Source organism: Frigoribacterium sp. AP1 (assembly GCF_056680555.1).
In genome coordinates, this window is the sequence record NZ_CM155288.1 from 374,614 (window position 1) to 392,805 (window position 18,192).

General features: G+C 71.9%; 17 protein-coding genes. 6 read left to right on the plus strand and 11 right to left on the minus strand.

Features of this window, described 5'->3' with window-relative positions; translation table 11 throughout:
* Positions 1-49: 49 nt before the first annotated feature.
* The 7 genes from AC1MBW_RS01730 to AC1MBW_RS01760 form a co-directional block, all read right to left on the minus strand.
* On the minus strand, positions 50-1,393 hold the full coding sequence (locus tag AC1MBW_RS01730; protein ID WP_480025256.1) for an LCP family protein: 1,344 nt from the start codon (positions 1,391-1,393) through the stop codon (positions 50-52).
* Positions 1,390-1,926 carry a 5-(carboxyamino)imidazole ribonucleotide mutase gene (gene purE, locus AC1MBW_RS01735; RefSeq protein WP_255364138.1) on the minus strand — a complete coding sequence of 179 codons (537 nt, stop codon included), beginning with the start codon at positions 1,924-1,926 and terminating at the stop codon, positions 1,390-1,392. Before purE ends, AC1MBW_RS01730 begins: the two co-directional genes overlap by 4 nt.
* Positions 1,927-1,943: 17 nt before the next feature.
* Positions 1,944-3,083 carry a 5-(carboxyamino)imidazole ribonucleotide synthase gene (locus AC1MBW_RS01740; RefSeq protein WP_480025257.1) on the minus strand — a complete coding sequence of 380 codons (1,140 nt, stop codon included), beginning with the start codon at positions 3,081-3,083 and terminating at the stop codon, positions 1,944-1,946.
* Positions 3,080-3,556 (minus strand): hypothetical protein, encoded by a 477-nt coding sequence (locus AC1MBW_RS01745; protein WP_054146628.1) that lies wholly within the window; start codon positions 3,554-3,556, stop codon positions 3,080-3,082. Before AC1MBW_RS01745 ends, AC1MBW_RS01740 begins: the two co-directional genes overlap by 4 nt.
* Before the next feature lie 99 nt (positions 3,557-3,655).
* Positions 3,656-4,960: a UDP-glucose dehydrogenase family protein gene (locus AC1MBW_RS01750; RefSeq protein ID WP_480025258.1), complete on the minus strand. Its 1,305-nt coding sequence runs from the start codon at positions 4,958-4,960 to the stop codon at positions 3,656-3,658.
* Between the two features lie 29 nt (positions 4,961-4,989).
* A complete protein-coding gene (locus tag AC1MBW_RS01755; RefSeq protein ID WP_235451060.1) occupies positions 4,990-5,538 on the minus strand; it encodes a PH domain-containing protein in 549 nt (182 codons plus the stop codon).
* A gap of 4 nt (positions 5,539-5,542) precedes the next feature.
* The gene (locus AC1MBW_RS01760) at positions 5,543-6,322 is read right to left on the minus strand and encodes a biotin--[acetyl-CoA-carboxylase] ligase (RefSeq protein ID WP_480025259.1); all 780 of its coding nucleotides are present in this window, start codon (positions 6,320-6,322) and stop codon (positions 5,543-5,545) included.
* A 107-nt stretch (positions 6,323-6,429) separates the two neighbouring features.
* Here AC1MBW_RS01760 and AC1MBW_RS01765 point away from each other — a divergent pair, with 107 nt between their 5' ends.
* Positions 6,430-8,043: an acyl-CoA carboxylase subunit beta gene (locus AC1MBW_RS01765; RefSeq protein ID WP_054146631.1), complete on the plus strand. Its 1,614-nt coding sequence runs from the start codon at positions 6,430-6,432 to the stop codon at positions 8,041-8,043.
* Positions 8,040-8,321: an acyl-CoA carboxylase epsilon subunit gene (locus tag AC1MBW_RS01770; RefSeq protein ID WP_480025260.1), complete on the plus strand. Its 282-nt coding sequence runs from the start codon at positions 8,040-8,042 to the stop codon at positions 8,319-8,321. The genes AC1MBW_RS01765 and AC1MBW_RS01770 overlap by 4 nt, the downstream gene beginning before the upstream one ends.
* A gap of 278 nt (positions 8,322-8,599) precedes the next feature.
* Here AC1MBW_RS01770 and AC1MBW_RS01775 read toward each other — a convergent pair whose 3' ends face one another.
* The 4 genes from AC1MBW_RS01775 to AC1MBW_RS01790 form a co-directional block, all read right to left on the minus strand.
* Positions 8,600-9,646: a hypothetical protein gene (locus tag AC1MBW_RS01775; RefSeq protein WP_480025261.1), complete on the minus strand. Its 1,047-nt coding sequence runs from the start codon at positions 9,644-9,646 to the stop codon at positions 8,600-8,602.
* Complete coding sequence (locus tag AC1MBW_RS01780; protein ID WP_054146633.1) at positions 9,643-10,950, minus strand: sensor histidine kinase; 1,308 nt, start codon at positions 10,948-10,950, stop codon at positions 9,643-9,645. Before AC1MBW_RS01780 ends, AC1MBW_RS01775 begins: the two co-directional genes overlap by 4 nt.
* Positions 10,940-11,650, minus strand: coding sequence for a response regulator transcription factor (locus AC1MBW_RS01785; RefSeq protein ID WP_369813638.1), 711 nt, complete (start codon positions 11,648-11,650; stop codon positions 10,940-10,942). Before AC1MBW_RS01785 ends, AC1MBW_RS01780 begins: the two co-directional genes overlap by 11 nt.
* Before the next feature lie 71 nt (positions 11,651-11,721).
* Entirely contained in the window at positions 11,722-12,963 is a 1,242-nt protein-coding gene (locus AC1MBW_RS01790; protein ID WP_480025262.1) for a class I SAM-dependent RNA methyltransferase, read from the minus strand.
* Positions 12,964-12,989: 26 nt separating this feature from the next.
* Between AC1MBW_RS01790 and AC1MBW_RS01795 the strand changes: the two genes are divergently transcribed.
* From AC1MBW_RS01795 to AC1MBW_RS01810, 4 genes are all read left to right on the plus strand, one after another.
* A complete protein-coding gene (locus AC1MBW_RS01795; protein ID WP_054146636.1) occupies positions 12,990-13,679 on the plus strand; it encodes a Maf family protein in 690 nt (229 codons plus the stop codon).
* Positions 13,680-13,758: 79 nt separating this feature from the next.
* Positions 13,759-15,516, plus strand: a complete 1,758-nt coding sequence (locus AC1MBW_RS01800) for an acetyl/propionyl/methylcrotonyl-CoA carboxylase subunit alpha (RefSeq protein WP_480025263.1) — start codon at positions 13,759-13,761, stop codon at positions 15,514-15,516.
* 60 nt (positions 15,517-15,576) lie between these two features.
* Positions 15,577-16,410, plus strand: coding sequence for a purine-nucleoside phosphorylase (locus AC1MBW_RS01805; RefSeq protein WP_054146638.1), 834 nt, complete (start codon positions 15,577-15,579; stop codon positions 16,408-16,410).
* An 8-nt stretch (positions 16,411-16,418) separates the two neighbouring features.
* Entirely contained in the window at positions 16,419-18,122 is a 1,704-nt protein-coding gene (locus AC1MBW_RS01810) for a phospho-sugar mutase (protein WP_480026062.1), read from the plus strand.
* Positions 18,123-18,192: the final 70 nt, after the last annotated feature.

Consider the following 18,192-nt stretch of genomic DNA (forward strand, 5'->3'; position numbering starts at 1 on the left):
GCGTGCGCCGTCAGGCGACGGACCTCGCGAGACGGGCTCAGACGGCCCGTCAGGGTGCGGGAGCCGAGGTCGTGGCCTGGGCCACCGCGGCCCGCATCGCGTCGTAGTCGGGGTAGACGTTGTCGTAGGTCGGCGGGACGAGCTCGAGGCTGGTGATCTGCTGCGACTTGGCTTTGGCGGCCAGGTCGACGAAGGCCGCGAGGGCCCCTTGCGGGATGTCGGTGTCGACGGTCTGCACCCCCGCCGATGCGACGGCCTGGAACTTCGACAGCACCGTCGCCGGCTGGAACTGCGAGAGCAGCGCCTGCTGCACCTCGCGCTGACGAGACATGCGGTCGTAGTCGCTGGTGCCGTGCCGCGCTCGCGCGTACCAGAGCGCGTGATATCCGTCGAGCTTCTGCTCGCCGGGTTCGATCCAACCGTCGACGTTGATCGGCTGGCCGTTGCGATCGACTCCCCCGTTGATCGGGATGCGCTGCTGCACGTCCACCTGGATGCCACCGAGGGCGTCGATGAGGTCGACGAAGCCCTGCATGTCGATCAGGGCGTAGTACTGCACCGTGAGGCCGGTGATTCCCTCGACCGCATCACGCATCGCCTCGACACCGGGGTTGCTGCCCTTCGACTCGGCGTCGGGGTACAGATCGGGGTGCTCTTCCCCGTAGGTGTAGAGGAAGCTCACGAGGCAGTCGTCGCCGCAGTCGTAGCCGTCGGGGTAGTCGCCGTAGAGCGGCGACCCCGCGACGAAGGGTGCGTCGTACAGGTTGCGGGGAATGCCCACGATGGTGGTCGCACCGGTCTCGGCGTCGATGCTGGCGACCGAGATGCTGTCGGGGCGCAGACCGGTGCGGTCGGCCCCGGCGTCGCCGCCGAGCAACATGATGTTGTAGCGCCCGTCGACAGGAGGCGCGGCGTCGGCCCTCGAGGTGAACAAGCTGTTGAGCAGACCGTGCTGCACCCCCGCGAGGTAGGCCCCGTAGGCGGCGGGTCCGACGGTCACCACCATCAACAGCACCATCGCTCCGGCGAGGAGGCCCCGGGCCGAGGGGGCCGTCCGGACGATGCGGGCCAACCGGAGCGTGTCGACGGTCAGCACCACCCACAGCACCGCGTAGTACGCGAGGAAGACCTGGACGACGGTCAGGGCGACGACGTTGGTCGCGATCTCGATCAGGGGTGAGCGGAAGGCGAACGCCAGGACGACGACGACGACCGCGACCGCCCAGAAGACGAGGGTGGAGGCGAGCCCCCACCGGCCGAGGCGGCGACTGCCCGCGAGCACCTGCGCCGACCCGGGCACGACCACGTTCAGCAGGACGAGCACCCACGCCCGCTTCGTCATGAACGGCTCGGAGGTGACGTCCGGATGCCGGACGGGCAGGGAGGTGCTCACAGCGATCGACGCAGGTCGGCGTTCTTCTGCTCGACCAGCTCGGCCAGGGACTCGGCGTGGCGGGCCAGCCGCTCGGCGACCACCGGGTCGTGCGAGCCGATGATGCGGGCCGCGAGCAGACCGGCGTTCACCGCGCCGCCGATCGAGACCGTCGCCACGGGGATGCCGGCCGGCATCTGCACGATCGAGAGCAGCGAGTCCAGGCCGTCGAGCTTGGCCAGGGCCACGGGCACACCGACCACGGGGAGGGTCGTGACCGACGCGATCATGCCGGGCAGGTGCGCGGCTCCCCCGGCCCCGGCGATGATGACGGACAGTCCGCGGCCGGCGGCATCGCGACCGAAGGCGATCATCTTGTCGGGAGTGCGGTGGGCCGAGACGACGTCGACCTCGTGCGGGATGCCCAGCTCGGACAGGACGGTCGAGGCCCCCTGCATGGTGGGCCAGTCACTGTCGGAGCCCATGACGATGGCGACCTTCGCGGGTACGGCGGGGTCGTTCGGGCGCACGTCGGTGCTCTTCGGGTCGGACACGGACTAGAGGATAGCCGTCAGTCGGTGAAGAACTCGACAGCGGCGCGCGCCCGGAAGACGGCCTCGTCGAGGTCGTCGCCGACCACGGTGACGTGACCGACCTTGCGCCCGGGCCGGGGGGCCTTGCCGTAGTCGTGCACCTTGGCCGCCGGCTGGTCGACCATGAGGGCGGGCAGACGGTCGGCCATCGACCCCGTCGCCGGCCCGCCGAGCACGTTCAGCATGACGCTCCAGGGACGGTGGCAGTCCGTGTCGCCGAGGGGCAGGTCGAGCACCGCCCGGAGGTGCTGTTCGAACTGGCTCGTGGTCGATCCGTCGATCGTCCAGTGCCCGGTGTTGTGCGGCCGCATGGCGAGTTCGTTGATCAACAGGCGGTCGTCGGTCGTCTCGAAGAGCTCGACGGCCAGGACCCCGGTGACGTCGAGCCGTCCGGCGACGGTCCGCGCGATCTCGTCCGCCACGTCGGCCAGGCGACCGGCGCTCGAGGGCGCCGGGGCGAAGACCTCGGAGCACACTCCGTCGCGTTGGACGGTCTCGACGAGGGGCCACGGGACGATGTCACCGCTCGGCCGACGGGCCACGAGCTGCGACAGCTCGCGCCGGAACTCGACGAGCTCCTCGACCAGGAGCGCGCCTCCGTTGCCGTCCTCGGCCAATGCGCCGAACCAGTCGTCGGCGTCGTGGGCCGCCGAGACCACGCGAACGCCCTTGCCGTCGTAGCCACCCCGCGCGGTCTTGACGACCGCCCGGCCACCGTGGTCGGCGAGGAACGCCTCGAGCTCGGTGGCGTCGTGGACGGCCGCCCAGTCGGGAACGGGCAGTCCGAGCTCGGAGAGCCGCTGACGCATGACGATCTTGTCTTGCGCGACGGCCAGCGCGGACGGCCCGGGGTGCACGCGCACGCCCGCGTCGACGAGAGCGGCGAGGACGTGTTGGGGAACGTGCTCGTGGTCGAAGGTGATCACGTCGACCGTGCGGGCGAAGTCGAGGACGACGTCGACGTCGTGGTAGTCGCCCACCCGGGTCGCGGCCAACCGGGCCGAACTGCCCTCGGCCTCGGCGAGGACGCTGATCTCGATGCCGAGGTGGACGGCGGGCGGGATCATCATGCGGGCCAGCTGGCCGCCGCCGATGACGCCGACCCGGAGAGCCGTCATCGGACGACCGTCCCGCTCAGCTGAGGTGAGTCCGGAGTGCCACCGACCGTGCACCGGTAGGTGACGTTGGCGACCCCTACGTCGCCGCCTGAGTAGAGCCCGGCGACGTCGATGGTGCGCCCCCCGGAGCCCTGGACGAGGATCTGCGACGAGCGGTCGTTCCAGGTGTAATCCGCGCCCTGCGACCTCGTGGCCTCGTTCCGGCAGGCGTCGTAGGCGCGGGCGTCGGTCCAGCCGTCCGCCTGGTCGGTCGGCACGGGGACGGGTGTCTCGACGGTGTCGACCGGGTCGTCGGCGGGCACCGTGGGGGCAGCCGTCTCGGCCCCCGTGTCGGGCGCCGAGGGTGACGCGGTCGCCGTCGGGCTGAAGCTCGACATCGTCGGCGTCGGGTCGTCGTCGTCGCTCGTGCACGCGGCGAGGGTGAGGGCCAGGGCCCCGGCGGTCAGCACGGCGATGAGAGCCCGGTTCGTCATGCGGTCATCGTATCGGTGGCACCGGGTCGGGCGGCGTCGACCTGCCGGAGGAGGAGCGGCTGTGGCACGAGAGGCCGGGCCTCGCGCTCCGGCGTCCCGCTAGGGCCGCCCGAGCCCCCGGAACTCGAACCCGGCCTCGCGCCACTCGGCGGGGTCGAACACGTTGCGGGCGTCGACGATGCGACGACTCGAGACCAGCGCGGCGACCTCGGCCGGTCGGAGCGCCTTGAACTGCTTCCATTCGGTGAGGACCAAGACGAGCTCGGCGCCGCGGAGCGCGCTGGGGACGTCGTCGACGTAGCCGAGGTCGGGAGCCAGTCGGGCGGCCGTCTCGTTGGCCTCGGGGTCGTGGACGACCACGTCGGCGCCCGCGGCGTGGAGTCGGCGGGCGACGTCGAGTGCCGGCGAATCGCGGACGTCGTCGCTGTCGGGCTTGAACGCCACACCCAGCACGGCGATGCGCGCCCCCCGCACCTCGTCGAGCATCTCGCCCACGAGGTCGACGACGCGGTCGCGGCGACGGAGGTTCACGGCGTCGACGTCGGCGAGGAAGTCGAGGGACTCGAGCCCCAACTCGCGTGAGCGGGCCCGGAACGCCCGGATGTCCTTCGGCAGGCATCCGCCGCCGAAGCCCAGGCCGGCGTTGAGGAACCGCCGGCCGATGCGGGCGTCGTGCCCGATGGCGTCCGCGAGCTGCGTCACGTCGGCTCCGGTGGCCTCGGCGATCTCGGCCATCGCGTTGATGAACGAGATCTTCGTCGCGAGGAACGCGTTGGCCGAGACCTTCACGAGCTCGGCCGTCGCGTACCCGGTCACGAGACGGGGGGTGCCCGTGGCGAGTGCCGTCGCGTAGACCTCGTCGAGCACGGCCGTCGCGCGCTCACCGGCGTCGCCGGAGGGCACGCCGTAGACGAAGCGGTCGGGAGCGACGGTGTCGGCCACGGCGAAACCCTCGCGGAGGAACTCGGGGTTCCAGGCCAGTTCGGCCCCCGAGGAGGCGCGGACCAGGTCGGCGAGGCGGCTCGCGGTGCCCACGGGAACGGTGGACTTGCCCACGACGAGGTCGCCGTCGGCGAGGTGGGGCAGCAGCCCCTGGACGGCGGCGTCGACGTACGTCAGGTCGGCCGCGTCGCTGCCCGCCGTCTGGGGGGTGCCGACGGCGACGAAGTGGACCTGCGAACCCGCGGCGTCCGCCGGGTCGGTCGAGAACCGCAGTCGCCCCGAGTCGAGAGCGCGGCGGAGGGCCTCGGGCAGGCCGGGCTCGAAGAAGGGCGCGTGGCCCGACGAGAGCATGTCGATCTTGCGGGGGTCGACGTCGATGCCGACGACCTCGTGCCCGAGGTCGGCCATGCACGCGGCGTGCACGGCTCCGAGGTACCCACAACCGATGACGGAGATTCGCATGACCACACCCTATGGCGTGCCCGGGGCGGTCAGACGACCGGCCCGTGACCCCAGGCCGTCGTCTCGTCGTTCCCGACGGACTGCTCGTGCTGGCGACGCTGGGCGACGCTGTTGAGGTTCGACTCCATGAGGTCGTGCAAGGTCGACTGGACGAGATCGGCCGACGGGACGTCCCAGAGGACGAGGGGTCGGTCGAGACCGGTGTTGATCAGGACGTCTCCGCTGCGGAAGGCGCTCTGGACCGAGTTCTTGCGCACCGTGAGGTCGTACCCGCGGCTGTGCAGCAACTCCTGGCGAGTGCGCACGAAGAGCCCCTTGCGCACGACGAGGCGTCGCGAGGTGATGACGTAGCGCTTGCCGAGCCAGATCAGCACGGGGACCAACCAGAGCAGCACGATCAGGGCGAGGGCCGCGCCCAGCACGACGTAGTTCTGCCACTCGACGTCGAAGCGACCGCCGAAGTAACCGGTCGCGGCGCAGATGCCGACGAGCGCGAGCGAGGGCCAGAACAGCACCCGGGCATGGGGACGCAGCCGCGCGACGACGTACTCTGTCGGTTGCGGTCCGTCGGTGCTCACAGGCTCATTCATACCGCAGATGCGTGACGTCACCCGAAGCGACGGCCGTCAGCTCTCCGGTCGAGGCGGAACGGACGACCAAGCGGCCCGACTCGTCGACGTCCACCGCCTCGCCGACCAGGGCCGCGCCTCCGGGGAGTTCGACGCGGACCGAGCGTCCCAGGGTCGCGCAGTCCGCTCGGACCAGCGCCAGGGCACCGCTCGCGACCGCGTCGCCGCGGGCTGCGGTGAGGTCGCCGACGAGCCGTGCCAGGCCCGAGACCCACGACGACGTGACGGCGTCCGCGAGCTCGAGGGCCGTGCCCCGTGCACCGTGCAGACCGAGCGACGTCGAGGTCGGAGTGGGCAGGTCGTCGGCGGGCACCGTGAGGTTGACCCCGGCACCCACGACCACGGCGCTCGCATGGGGTCGCAGCTCGGCGAGCAGGCCGCAGACCTTGTCACCGTCGACCTGCACGTCGTTGGGCCACTTCAGCGAGACGTCGCCGCTCTCGACCACGCCCCGGACGGAGGCGCGCATCGCCACCCCGGCGAGGAGCGGCACCCAGCCGAGCGAGTCGACCGGCAGGTCGCCCCGGTGCAGCAGGACGCTCACCGCGAGGGAGCGACCGGGCGCGGTCTGCCAGCGTCGGTCGAGCCGGCCCCGCCCCGCGGACTGGTCGAGGGTCAGCCAGGTCGCCAGGTGCGGCTCGTCGACGGCTGCCAGCAGGTCGGCGTTGGTCGACCCGGTGGATTCGAGCACCACGAGACGGGGGCTGACGGACGCGCTGAGGGGGAAGGCCATCGTGCCAGCCTACGGAACTGCAGTTGACGACTCCTACGACGTCCGGGCGGGTCCACGCGTGGAAACCTCCAACGGATGGCCACGGGTCGGTCAGTAGAGTGAGGCGCGTGACTCCTGACTCCGCGCCCCACACCGACGCCGCGCCCGACCTGCACACCACCGCGGGCAAGCTCGCCGACCTCAAGGCCCGCTATCACGAGGCCGTGACGGCCAGCGGCGAGGCCGCGATCGCCAAGCAGCACGCCAAGGGAAAGAAGACGGCCCGGGAGCGCATCGACGAGCTGCTCGACCCGGGCTCGTTCGTCGAGCTCGACGAGTTCGTCCGGCACCGCACGCACGCCTTCGGCATGGAGGCCAAGCGACCCTACGGCGACGCGGTCGTCACGGGCACGGGCACGATCCACGGCCGCCAGGTCGCGGTCTACTCGCAGGACTTCACCATCTTCGGCGGCTCGCTCGGCGAGGTCGCGGGCGAGAAGATCATCAAGGTCATGCAGCTGGCCCTCAAGACCGGGGTGCCCATCATCGGCATCCTCGACTCGGGCGGGGCACGGATCCAGGAAGGTGTCGTCGCCCTCGGCAAGTACGGCGAGATCTTCCGGCTGAACACGGCCGCCTCGGGCGTCATCCCCCAGATCTCGCTGATCATGGGCCCCGCGGCCGGAGGCGCGGTGTACTCCCCCGCGCTGACCGACTTCGTGATCATGGTCGACAAGACGAGCCACATGTTCGTCACCGGGCCGGACGTCATCAAGACCGTGACGGGCGAGGACGTCGGCTTCGAGGAACTCGGCGGAGCCCTGACCCACAACAAGGTCTCGGGCGTCTCGCACTACCTCGCGAGCGACGAGGACGATGCCCTCGACTACGCCCGGGCCCTGCTGTCGTACCTGCCCGACAACAACCTGGCCGACCCGCACGTCTTCGACGTGCCGGTCGAACTCGAGACCACCGACCACGACCGCCAGCTGAACACCCTGATCCCGGACAGCCCGAACCAGCCCTACGACGTGATGACGGTCATCGAGCACGTCGTCGACGACGGCGAGTTCCTCGAGGTCCAGCCGCTCTTCGCGCCCAACATCGTCGTGGGCTTCGGACGGGTCGAAGGCCGCCCGGTGGGCGTCATCGCCAACCAGCCGTCCGCCATGGCCGGCACCCTCAACATCGAGGCCGGTGAGAAGGCCAGCCGTTTCGTGCGCTTCTGCGACGCGTTCAACATCCCGATCCTCACCCTCGTCGACGTGCCCGGATACCTGCCCGGCACCGACCAGGAGTGGACCGGTGTGATCCGCCGCGGCGCCAAACTGCTCTACGCCTACGCCGAGGCCACGGTCCCGCTCGTGACGGTGATCACCCGCAAGGCCTACGGCGGCGCCTACATCGTCATGGGGTCGAAGCAGTTGGGAGCGGACATCAACCTCGCCTGGCCGACCGCCGAGATCGCCGTCATGGGCGGGCAGGGTGCCGTCAACATCCTCTACCGCAACGAGATCAAGGCGGCGGCCGAGGCCGGCGAGGACGTCGCGGCCGTGCGCACACGGCTCGCGAACGAGTACACCTACAACGTCGCGAGTCCCTTCCTCGCCGCCGAGCGGGGCGAACTCGACGGTGTGGTCGAACCGGCGGCGACCCGGGTCGCGGTCATCAAGGCGCTCCGTGCCCTCAAGACCAAGAGGGCGAGCTTGCCCCCGAAGAAGCACGGGAACATCCCCCTGTGAGCGGGCGTCACGCAGCCGCGTCCCCCGACTCGACGGAGCCCTCCCCCGACGCGGACGAGCAGTCGACGGCGCCCCTGCTCAGGGTCGTCTCCGGAGACCCGACGCCCGACGAACTGGCGGCGGTGACGGCGCTGCTCGCGGCCGTCCAGGTCGGCCGGGCCGAATCGGACGCGACGACGTCCTCCCGGCCCACGACGTCGGCCTGGACGCGTTCGGCCCGCGCACCCCGTCCCGCCATCGCGGCCGGCGAGGGCCGGTGGCGGGGTTTCGAGGGCTGACGCCCCGGGAACGGGGGTGGACCTGGTCATCCTCCCCCACCTGTCCCCCTAAATGACTACTGCACATGCGGCCCTGACCGGCCACGCTTGCTGGTGTTGGGTGTCTCCCTCGGAGCCACACCACCGAGCAGGGGCCGACCAGGGTGAACGGGCTCCTGCCGGGGGGAGTCAGGGCGGCATTCGGGTTGCCGCCCTGGCTCAGGGTCTCGGAAGGGCCGGACGATCGTCCGGCCCTTCCTCATGTCGTGGGTCCCGTCGCGCCGGGGGCCGTCCGACGATCAGGGTGCCGAGCGAGGGATCTGCAGCCACAGCTGGACTTCGTCGCCGTCGTCGTCCTCGTCCGCGTCGGCCGAGACCCCCCGGCCGAGCGCGCTCGACGACAGGTCTGCCGAGCCGAGTCCGACGACCGTGACCGCGTCCTCTCCCCCGCCCTGGACGGTCCGGACGATGATGCGATCGGCGAGCGAGTCGCGCAGGGCCCCGGCGAGCACGGCATGGACCCGTCGCAGATCCGTCGGTCCGAGGTCGTCGATGCCTCCCTCGTCGAGGAGACTGACGACGGCTCCGCGACGGCGCGCCGCCATGACCTCGTGACGGACGTCGTCGTCGAGGAGGCGCCGCCCCCGGATCTCGTCCCGGATCGCTCCCTCGAGGTTGAGACACTCCTGCCGCTCGGCCGCGGTCAGGTCGCCCTGTCGGCGGACGATGGTCTGGAGCATCGGCCGTGCCGTCCGACCCGTCTGCAGCAACCGGTACTGACGCTCGTTCACGTGGGCTTCCTGTGCGGCCTGCCAGTCCGCCGCCTCGTGCTCGGCGAGGATGAACTCGCGCGTCTCGCGCCCCGCCCGGGTGAGCGTGCTCGACATCGCATGGCTGAAGGCGACCCAGACCACGCTGCCGACGATGCCGAGGTCGGCGATCTGTTCGACGCCGGCCCACAGCACGCCGTGAACCGCCATGAAGCCGGCGCCGAGCCAGGCGAACCCCTGTCGACGCCTCGTGGACACGATCACCATGAGCGTGCCCACGGCGGCCACGTACCAGGTGGCGTAGCCGTTCTTGACCGAGCTGTCGAGCTCGGAGGTCACGACGAGCGGCAGGACGATGCTCACGGCGAGGCAGAACGAGGCCATCCACACGGGCATGATGACGTGCTTGCTGGGCCACAGCACGGCCACGGTCGCGGCGGCGTACAACGCCATGCACGCGACGACGGGCAGCGGATCGCTGAACCGGTCCAGCGACGCCGCGGCCAGGACCAGGTGGTACGCCGAGAAGACCGCGGCCAGCGACACGATCAGCCACCGCGGCACGGAGACCCTCACGCGGCGCCCCCCGAGGTGCCGGCCTCGTCGGCGGGGTCGGGCGAACGGTCGGGGGTCCGGCCTCCGTCGAGGAGCGCGTCGACGGGCCACCGCAGGCGCACGAGGGTTCCGTGCCCCGGTGCCGAGTCGATGGTCGCGAGCCCGCCGGCGTTGTGGAGCCTCTCGTGGATCGACACGCGGACCCCGAGACGCTCCGTCGGCACCGTCGTCGGTTCGAAACCCTTGCCCGTGTCGCCGACCTCGACGGTCGTCAGACCCGTCGGGTCACGGGTGACGCGCACCCAGCGCCTCACACCGGGCCCGTCGCCGGCGTGCTGCGAACTGTTGACGAGGGCCTGCACGGCAGCCGAGTAGAGCGCCTCGGCGGCGGTGGACGGGATGCCGTCGCCCTCGATCGGGCCCCGGCGCAGCTCGACCGCGACACCCAGGTCGGCCACGGCGGCCTCGATGCGGTCCACCATTCCGGCGATCGTGGTGTCGGACTCGTCGAACGGCGTGGTGCTCGCCGCGGCGGAGAGGTGGGACATGGCGTTCCGGGCCATGTTGGTCGACAACTCGCGCTCGTCGGGCGACCACGCCCTGGCCGCCTGGATGAAGGTCGTGAGGACGCTGTCGTGGACGATGGCGTCGACCTGCACCCGCTCGAGCTCGGTGGCGTGCTCGCGGATCGCCTCGGAGTACCGCGCGACGGCGGTCGCCTGGGCCTGGTCGACGTTCGCGGCCGCCTGGCGCAGGATCACCACGAGGATCAGGACGGCGCCGCCGAGCAGGATGGCGTAGACGGAGTCGAGGGTCGCCCGTTGCGGGGAGACCGCCCCGCCCGACGGCGTCAGGCGGATGAAGCCGTAGACGGCCGGAGCGACGAAGAGGTAGCCGGTGGCGATCCAGGTCGAGAACGCCGAGGCGGCCGAGGCCGTCGCGACGGTGCACAGGTACCAGAGCCACGGCACGCTCGACTGGACCTCGCTGGGGTCGTCAACGGCGAGGGGCCACGTGACGAGGGCGATCAGGTAGGCGATGGCGACGAAGGCCTCGACCGTCGTGACGCCGCGTTGCACGAGGCTCGCCACGACCAACGCGGAGAACCCGCCGAACATCGCCAGGCCGATGACCCAGGCCCAGGCGAGTTGCATGCTGTCGACCTGACCGATCATGCCGGGCAGGGCTTGCAGGCCGAAGACGAGTCCCGCCGCGGCGATGATCCGCCCCAGCACCTTGTCGAGCAGGGCGCGGCTGATCGGGTTGCGCGGGGGCCGGAGCGCTCCGAGCGGGATCGGTGCGCTCAGCCGACCCTCACCGGCCATCGCCGCCGTCTGCGTCGAGCCCCGGCAGGATGCCGTCCTCGACGGCGCGACGGAGCAGGTCGACCTTGGTGGGTGCCGGTCGGCCGACCTCGACGTACTTGACGCGGATGCGGTCGAGGTACTCGCGGGCCGTCGAGTAGCCGATGCCGAGCTGCTGTGCGGCCAGCTTGAGCGGCAGGCCCGAGGCGTAGAGGTGCAGGATCTCGCGCTCGCGACGGCCGAGCTGGGCCTTGGCGAAGTCGCGGTCGGCATCGATCGCGCTCGCCCATTCGAGGTTGTTCAGCACGTCACCCCGGGCCACCGTCGCGACGGCGGCCATGACGGTCTTCGTGGCGGAGGACTTCGGGATGACCCCGGCCGCCCCCGCGGCGAGCGCCTCACGCACCGAGGCGACCCGGTCGGCGATGCTGTGCACGAGGACGGCCGACCCCGTGGCCTGGACGCGCTTGACGTTGTCCGTGACCGTCGAGCCGTCGCCGAGCGACAGGTCGAGGACGACGACGTCGACCTCGCGACCGGCGAGGTTCTCGACGAACTCCTGGACACCGGCCGCGGTGAGGATCACCTCGAAGCCCTCGTTCTGACAGGCGGCCTGGATGCCGAGCCGCACCGACTCGTGGTCGTCGACGACGGCGACCCGGACGGGCGCGGTCTGGCGGGGGGCGGTGGGGGTCTCGGTCGTGAGGTCTGACACGGTGATCCTTCGGTCGGCGTGTGCCCTGGTCCCTGAACCCCGGGCGTGCACGGGGTACATCGTAACGGGATCGCGGCTCAGGCAGGCAGCAGACGCACCACCGTCTCGACGTGGTGCGTGTTCGGGAAGAGGTCGTACGCCTGCAGGGCGTCGAGTGCGTAGCCGCGCTCGGCGAAGAGGGCGACGTCGCGGGCGAGGGCGACCGGGTCGCACGCGACGTAGACGACCTGGGCGGGGCGCAGGGCCGCGATCTCGGACACCACGTCGCGTCCCGCGCCCGAGCGGGGCGGGTCGAGCACGACCGTCGCGGCGGCGAGGCGCTCGCGCTCGGCGTCGCTCGCCTGCGACGCGGTCTGCCGCAACCAGCGCTCCACGCGTCCGGTCACGGCCGACGCTCCGATCCACTCGGCCAGGTTCTCGGAGGCGTGCTCGGTGGCCCGCTCGTCGCTCTCGACGCTCGTGATGCGCGTCCCCGCGCCGAACCGGTCGCCCACGGCGGCGGCGAGCAGTCCGACCCCGCCGTACAGGTCGAGGTTGGCACCCTTCGGATCGAAGCGCTCGGGGTCGATCATGGTCTGCACGGCGGCGGTGAGCGTGGCGGCGGCCTCGCGGTGGACCTGCCAGAACCCACCGTCGTCGAGGCGGAACTCGCGGTCACCGACGATCTCGGTGATGGTCGAACGGGCCTGACGCCCGATGATGAGACGCGCGCCCCCCACGCTCGGGGCGACGACGTCGACGTGTTCCTCACCGGGGAAGGCGTCGCCCAGCGGCGCCACCTCGGCGACCTCCGGGGACGCGAGCGGCAGGTCGGGCACGTGCACGATCCGGTGCGAACGCGCGGCGTACTGGCCGGGACGCCCCTCGGCGTCGAGGTGCAGGCGCAGGCGCGTGCGCCACCCGGTGCCGCCGCGCTCGTCGTCGCCCGGGAGGGCCTCGACCGTGACCCGGCCGTCGGCGTCGGCGACCCCGCCCATCCGGGTGAGCGCGTCGACCACCACGCGCCGCTTCAGCTCGCGCTGGTGGGCGAGCTCGATGTGCCCGAACTCGGCACCGCCGGCCCGGTCGGCCGGATCGACCTCGAGGGCGGCCGCGCCCCACACGTGCGGTCGGCGGTGCTCGCTCGCCTCGAGGACGCTCACCGTGTCGGCACGCCAGAAGGCCTTCTTGCGGTCGTCGGCGATGCGCGCCACGACCTTCTCGCCGGGCAGGGTGTCGGTCACGAAGACCACCCGCCCGTCGAGTCGGGCCACCGAGATGCCCCCGTGTGCGATGCCCGTCACGTCCAGTTCGACCTCGCGGCCCAGCATGTCTCCCATGCGTCGAGTCTGACAGGCTGGGCGGCATGACCGTCCCGCTCTACCTGGCCAGCACCTCCCCCGCCCGTCTCGCGCTGTTGCGCGCCGCCGGGATCGAGCCGGTGCTGATCAGCCCCGGCGTCGACGAGGAGGCCGCGGTAGCGACCGAGTCCGCACGCCTCGGCCGCGACCTCACGGCGGCCGAGACGGTGCAGCACCTCGCCCGGCTCAAGGCCGAGGCCGTGCTCGACACCGTGGTCGACGGCCGCCCCCTCGACGGGCTGGTGCTCGGGGGCGACAGCGCCTTCGAGTTCGACGGCGAGGTGCACGGCAAACCGCACGAACCCGCGCTGGCGCTCGACCGGTGGCGCCGGATGGCCGAGATCGGCCACGGCACCCTCTGGTCGGGCCACTGGCTGGTCGACCACCGCGGCGGCGCTCCGCGAGTCACCGCCGACACCCCGTCAGGAGGCGCGGGCCGGGTCGCGAGCGCGTCCCTCACCTTCGCGGACGACCTCGACCCGCGCGAGCTCTCGGCCTACGTCGAGACGGGCGAGCCGCTCGAGGTCGCGGGTGCCTTCACGATCGACGGCCGTGCGTCCGCGTTCATCACGCACATCGAGGGCACCCCGAGTGCCGTCGTGGGTCTCTCGGTGCCCGTGCTGCGGTCGCTCGTCCGGGGCTTCGGCGTGCCGTGGCACGAACTGTGGACCTCGCCGACCGCCGGGTCCTTGTAGGTTCCAGCTCGCGCCTCCTGGTCCTTTTTGTGCACGTCAGCCAAAGGCAGGCGCTGAGCGCGCAATAGGGTGGGGAACTATGCCGCGTATCAGCAAGGTCCTCATCGCCAACCGTGGAGAGATCGCCGTCCGCGTGATCCGGGCCGCGCGTGACGCCGGAATCGGCTCGGTGGCGGTCTACGCCGACCAGGACCGCGACGCCCAGCACGCCCGTCTCGCCGACGAGGCCTACGCCCTGGGCGGAACCACGAGCGCCGAGACCTACCTCGTCATCGACAAGATCCTCTCGGTCGCCCGCCGCTCGGGCGCCGACGCCGTGCACCCCGGCTACGGCTTCCTCGCCGAGAACGCCGACTTCGCGCGGGCCGTCCAGGCCGCGGGTCTGATCTGGATCGGCCCGTCGCCCGAGGCCATCGAGCAGCTCGGCGACAAGGTCTCCGCTCGCCACATCGCCGAGCGCGTGGGGGCCCCGCTCGCCCCCGGCACCCTGAACCCCGTCTCGGGCGCCGACGAGGTCCTCGAGTTCGTCGACCAGCACGGCCTGCCCGTCGCCATCAAGGCGGCCTTCGGCGGCGGTGGACGCGGCCTCAAGGTGGCCCGCACCCGCGACGAGGTCCCCGAGCTGTTCGACTCGGCCACCCGCGAGGCCGTCGCCGCCTTCGGACGCGGCGAGTGCTTCGTCGAGAAGTACCTCGACCAGCCGCGCCACGTCGAGACCCAGTGCCTGGCCGACGCGCACGGCACCGTCGTCGTCGTGTCGACCCGCGACTGCTCGTTGCAGCGCCGCCACCAGAAGCTCGTCGAAGAGGCCCCCGCGCCGTTCCTCACCGACGAGCAGACCGCCAAGCTGTACGAGTCCTCGAAGGCGATCCTGCGCGAGGTCGGCTACGTCGGCGCCGGCACCTGCGAGTTCCTGATCGGCAAGGACGGCACCGTCTCGTTCCTCGAGGTCAACACGCGCCTGCAGGTCGAGCACCCCGTGTCCGAAGAGGTCACCGGCATCGACCTCGTCCGCGAGCAGTTCCGCCTCGCCGAGGGCGGCGTGCTCGACTACGACGACCCCGAGGCCCGCGGCCACTCGTTCGAGTTCCGGATCAACGGCGAGGACGCCGGTCGCGGGTTCATGCCGGCCCCCGGCCCGATCCACGTCTTCAAGGCCCCGGGAGGCCCCGGCGTGCGCGTCGACAGCGGCGTCCAGGCGGGCGACGAGATCAGCGGCTCGTTCGACTCGCTCCTCGCCAAGCTGATCGTCACCGGCTCGTCGCGCGAGGACGCCCTCGAGCGCTCGCGTCGCGCCCTGGCCGAGTTCGAGGTCGCCGGCCTGCCGACGGTGCTGCCGTTCCACCGCGCGATCGTCGACGACCCCGCGTTCGCGCCCGCCGACGGCGCACCGTTCTCGATCTACACCCGCTGGATCGAGACCGAGTTCGACAACACCATCCCCGCGTGGAGCGGCGAGGCCGAGGCCCCGCGCCCGGCCGACGCACGCGACACCGTCGTGGTCGAGGTGGGCGGGAAGCGACTCGAGGTCTCGCTGCCGGCCGGTCTCGGGTCGCGCACCGCGCCTCCTGCGGTCGCCCCCAAGCGCCGAGGTGCGCCCCGGTCGTCGGTCGTGACCGCGACCGGTGCCGAGGTCAAGGCGCCGATGCAGGCCACCGTCGTGAAGCTCGCCGTCGAGGCCGGTCAGCAGGTCGTCAAGGGCGACCTGGTGCTCGTGCTCGAGGCGATGAAGATGGAACAGCCCGTCGCCGCCCACCGTGACGGCACCGTCTCGGGCATCGCGGCCGTCGTCGGCGAGACCGTCTCGTCGGGCCACGTCCTGCTCAGCATCGACTGAGCCCGCGCCGGGCCCCGTGGCGACCGGGGACGCGGGTCGGCAGACCCTAGAGTGGACGCCATGTCTGAGACCACCACGCACCCGCTCGACGACCGCGCCGCCGACCCCTTCGAGGTCGCCCGCACCGCCGCCGCCGAGATCGCCGACAAGACCGGCGTCGCCCGACACGACATCGCCCTGACGCTGGGCAGCGGTTGGGCCAAGGCCGCCGACCTGATCGGCGAGACCGTGGCCGAGGTCCCGGCGACCGAGATCACCGGGTTCGCCGCGTCGGCCGTCGTCGGCCACACGAGTTCGATCCGCAGCATCGCCCTGCCCTCGGGCAAGCACGCCCTCGTCATGGGTGCCCGCACGCACTACTACGAGGGCCACGGCGTGCGTCGGGTCGTGCACGGCGTGCGCACGGCCGCCGCCACGGGCGCGACGACGATGATCCTGACGAACGGTGCCGGCGGCATCAGGGAGACGTGGAAGCCCGGCACCCCCGTGCTGATCAGCGACCACATCAACCTCACGGCGGACTCGCCCCTCGAGGGCGCGACGTTCATCGACCTGACCGACCTGTATTCCTCGCGACTGCGCGACGTCGCGCGTGGCATCGACCCCGACCTCGACGAGGGCGTCTACACGCAGTTCCGCGGCCCGCACTACGAGACGCCGGCCGAGGTGCAGATGGCGAAGGCGATCGGCGGCCACATCGTCGGCATGTCGACGGCCCTCGAGGCCATCGCCGCCCGCCAGTCCGGCATGGAGGTGCTCGGCATGTCGCTGATCACGAACCTCGCCGCGGGCATCCAGAAGACCCCCCTCAGCCACGCCGAGGTGCTCGAGGCCGGGCGCGACGCCGAGGCCAAGATCAGCGACCTGCTCGCCCGCATCGTGGCGGCCCTGTGAGCGGCGACGTGCCGACGCCCGGCAGCGACGGCCCCCGGGTCTCGCCCCACCTCGACGGTCTGATCGCGACGGCCACGGCCTGGCGCGACCAGGACCCCGACGACGAGACGCGCGACGAGCTCGACCGCCTGCTCGCCCGTGCCGGGTCCGACGACTCCGACGCCGTCCTCGACCTCGCCGACCGGTTCGCCGGTCGCCTGGAGTTCGGCACCGCCGGCCTGCGCGGCGCCCTGGGCTCGGGCTCGAACCGCATGAACCGCGTCCTCGTGGCTCAGGCCGCGGCGGGCTTCGCGGCGTTCCTCCTCGGCCGCGAGTCGCACCCCTCGATCGTCATCGGCTACGACGGGCGCAAGAACTCCGGCGTCTTCGCCCGCGACACCGCCGAGATCATGGCGGCGGCCGGCGTCTCCGCGACGATCCTGCCGCGCGCCCTGCCGACGCCGGTGCTGGCCTTCGCGGTGCGCCACCTCGACGTCAGCGCGGGCGTCATGGTCACCGCCAGCCACAACCCGGCGCAGGACAACGGCTACAAGGTCTACCTCGGGGGCGTCGACGCCGGATCGCAGATCGTCTCGCCGGTCGACGGCGAGATCGCGGCCGAGATCGAGAAGGCTGCGCAGGCGCCCGTCACCCGGCTGGCCCGTTCCGACGACTACCGCGAGGCCGGCGACGACCTCGTCATGGAGTACGTCCGACGCACCGCCGCCGTGGCCGGGACGGCGGCGACCGGTCGTCAGCCGCGCGTCGTCTACACCGCGATGCACGGCGTCGGGTGGGAGGTCGCGCGACGCGTGTTCGCCACCGCGGGCTTCGCCGAGCCGATCCCCGTCAGTGAACAGAGCGCCCCCGACCCGGCGTTCCCGACCGTGGCCTTCCCCAACCCCGAAGAGCCCGGCGCCATGGATCTGTCGTTCGCCACGGCCGACCGTGTCGAGGCCGACCTGGTCATCGCCAACGACCCCGACGCCGACCGGCTCGCGGTCGCCATCCCCGTCGACGGCGGCTGGCGTCGACTGAGCGGCAACGAGGTCGGTTCACTGCTCGGCTGGCGCGCCGCCGAGCACGCGCGTCGGGACGACCGCGACGGCACCCTGGCCGCGAGCATCGTCTCCTCCCCCGCCCTGCGCGAGGTCGCCCGGGTGCACGGGCTCGACTACGTCGACACCCTCACCGGTTTCAAGTGGGTCTCCCGCGTCGGAGGCCTGCTCTACGGCTACGAAGAAGCACTCGGCTACCTCGTCGACCCCGACGTCGTCCGCGACAAGGACGGCATCTCGGCCGCGGTCGACCTGCTCGCCCTCGCGACCGAGTTGCACACCGCCGGGTCGAGCCTGGCCGAGCACCTCGTCGCCTTCGACGAACGGTTCGGCGCCTACGCCTCGTCGCAGATCTCGATCCGGGTCGACGACCTCGCCACCATCACGGCACTCACCGACGGTCTGCGCCGGCGCCCCCCGGCGACGATCGGCTCGCACCGCGTCGACCGCGTCGACGACTTCCGCGACGGATTCGGTGCCTTCCCCGCAGGTGACATCCTGCGCTACTGGCTGACCGACGGCTCGCGCGTCATCGTCCGCCCGAGCGGCACCGAGCCGAAGCTCAAGGTCTACATCGACGCGTCGAGCACCGAGGGCGACGCCGTCGCCCGCCGAGCAGCGGCCGAGGCGGCCGTGGCCGACCTCGACGCGGGCATGCGGGCCCTGCTGGCCTGACGGTCGGGGCGGTGACCGCCCGGACGACGGACAAGACCCCGGAGGCGCGACCTGCGCCTCCGGGGTTTCT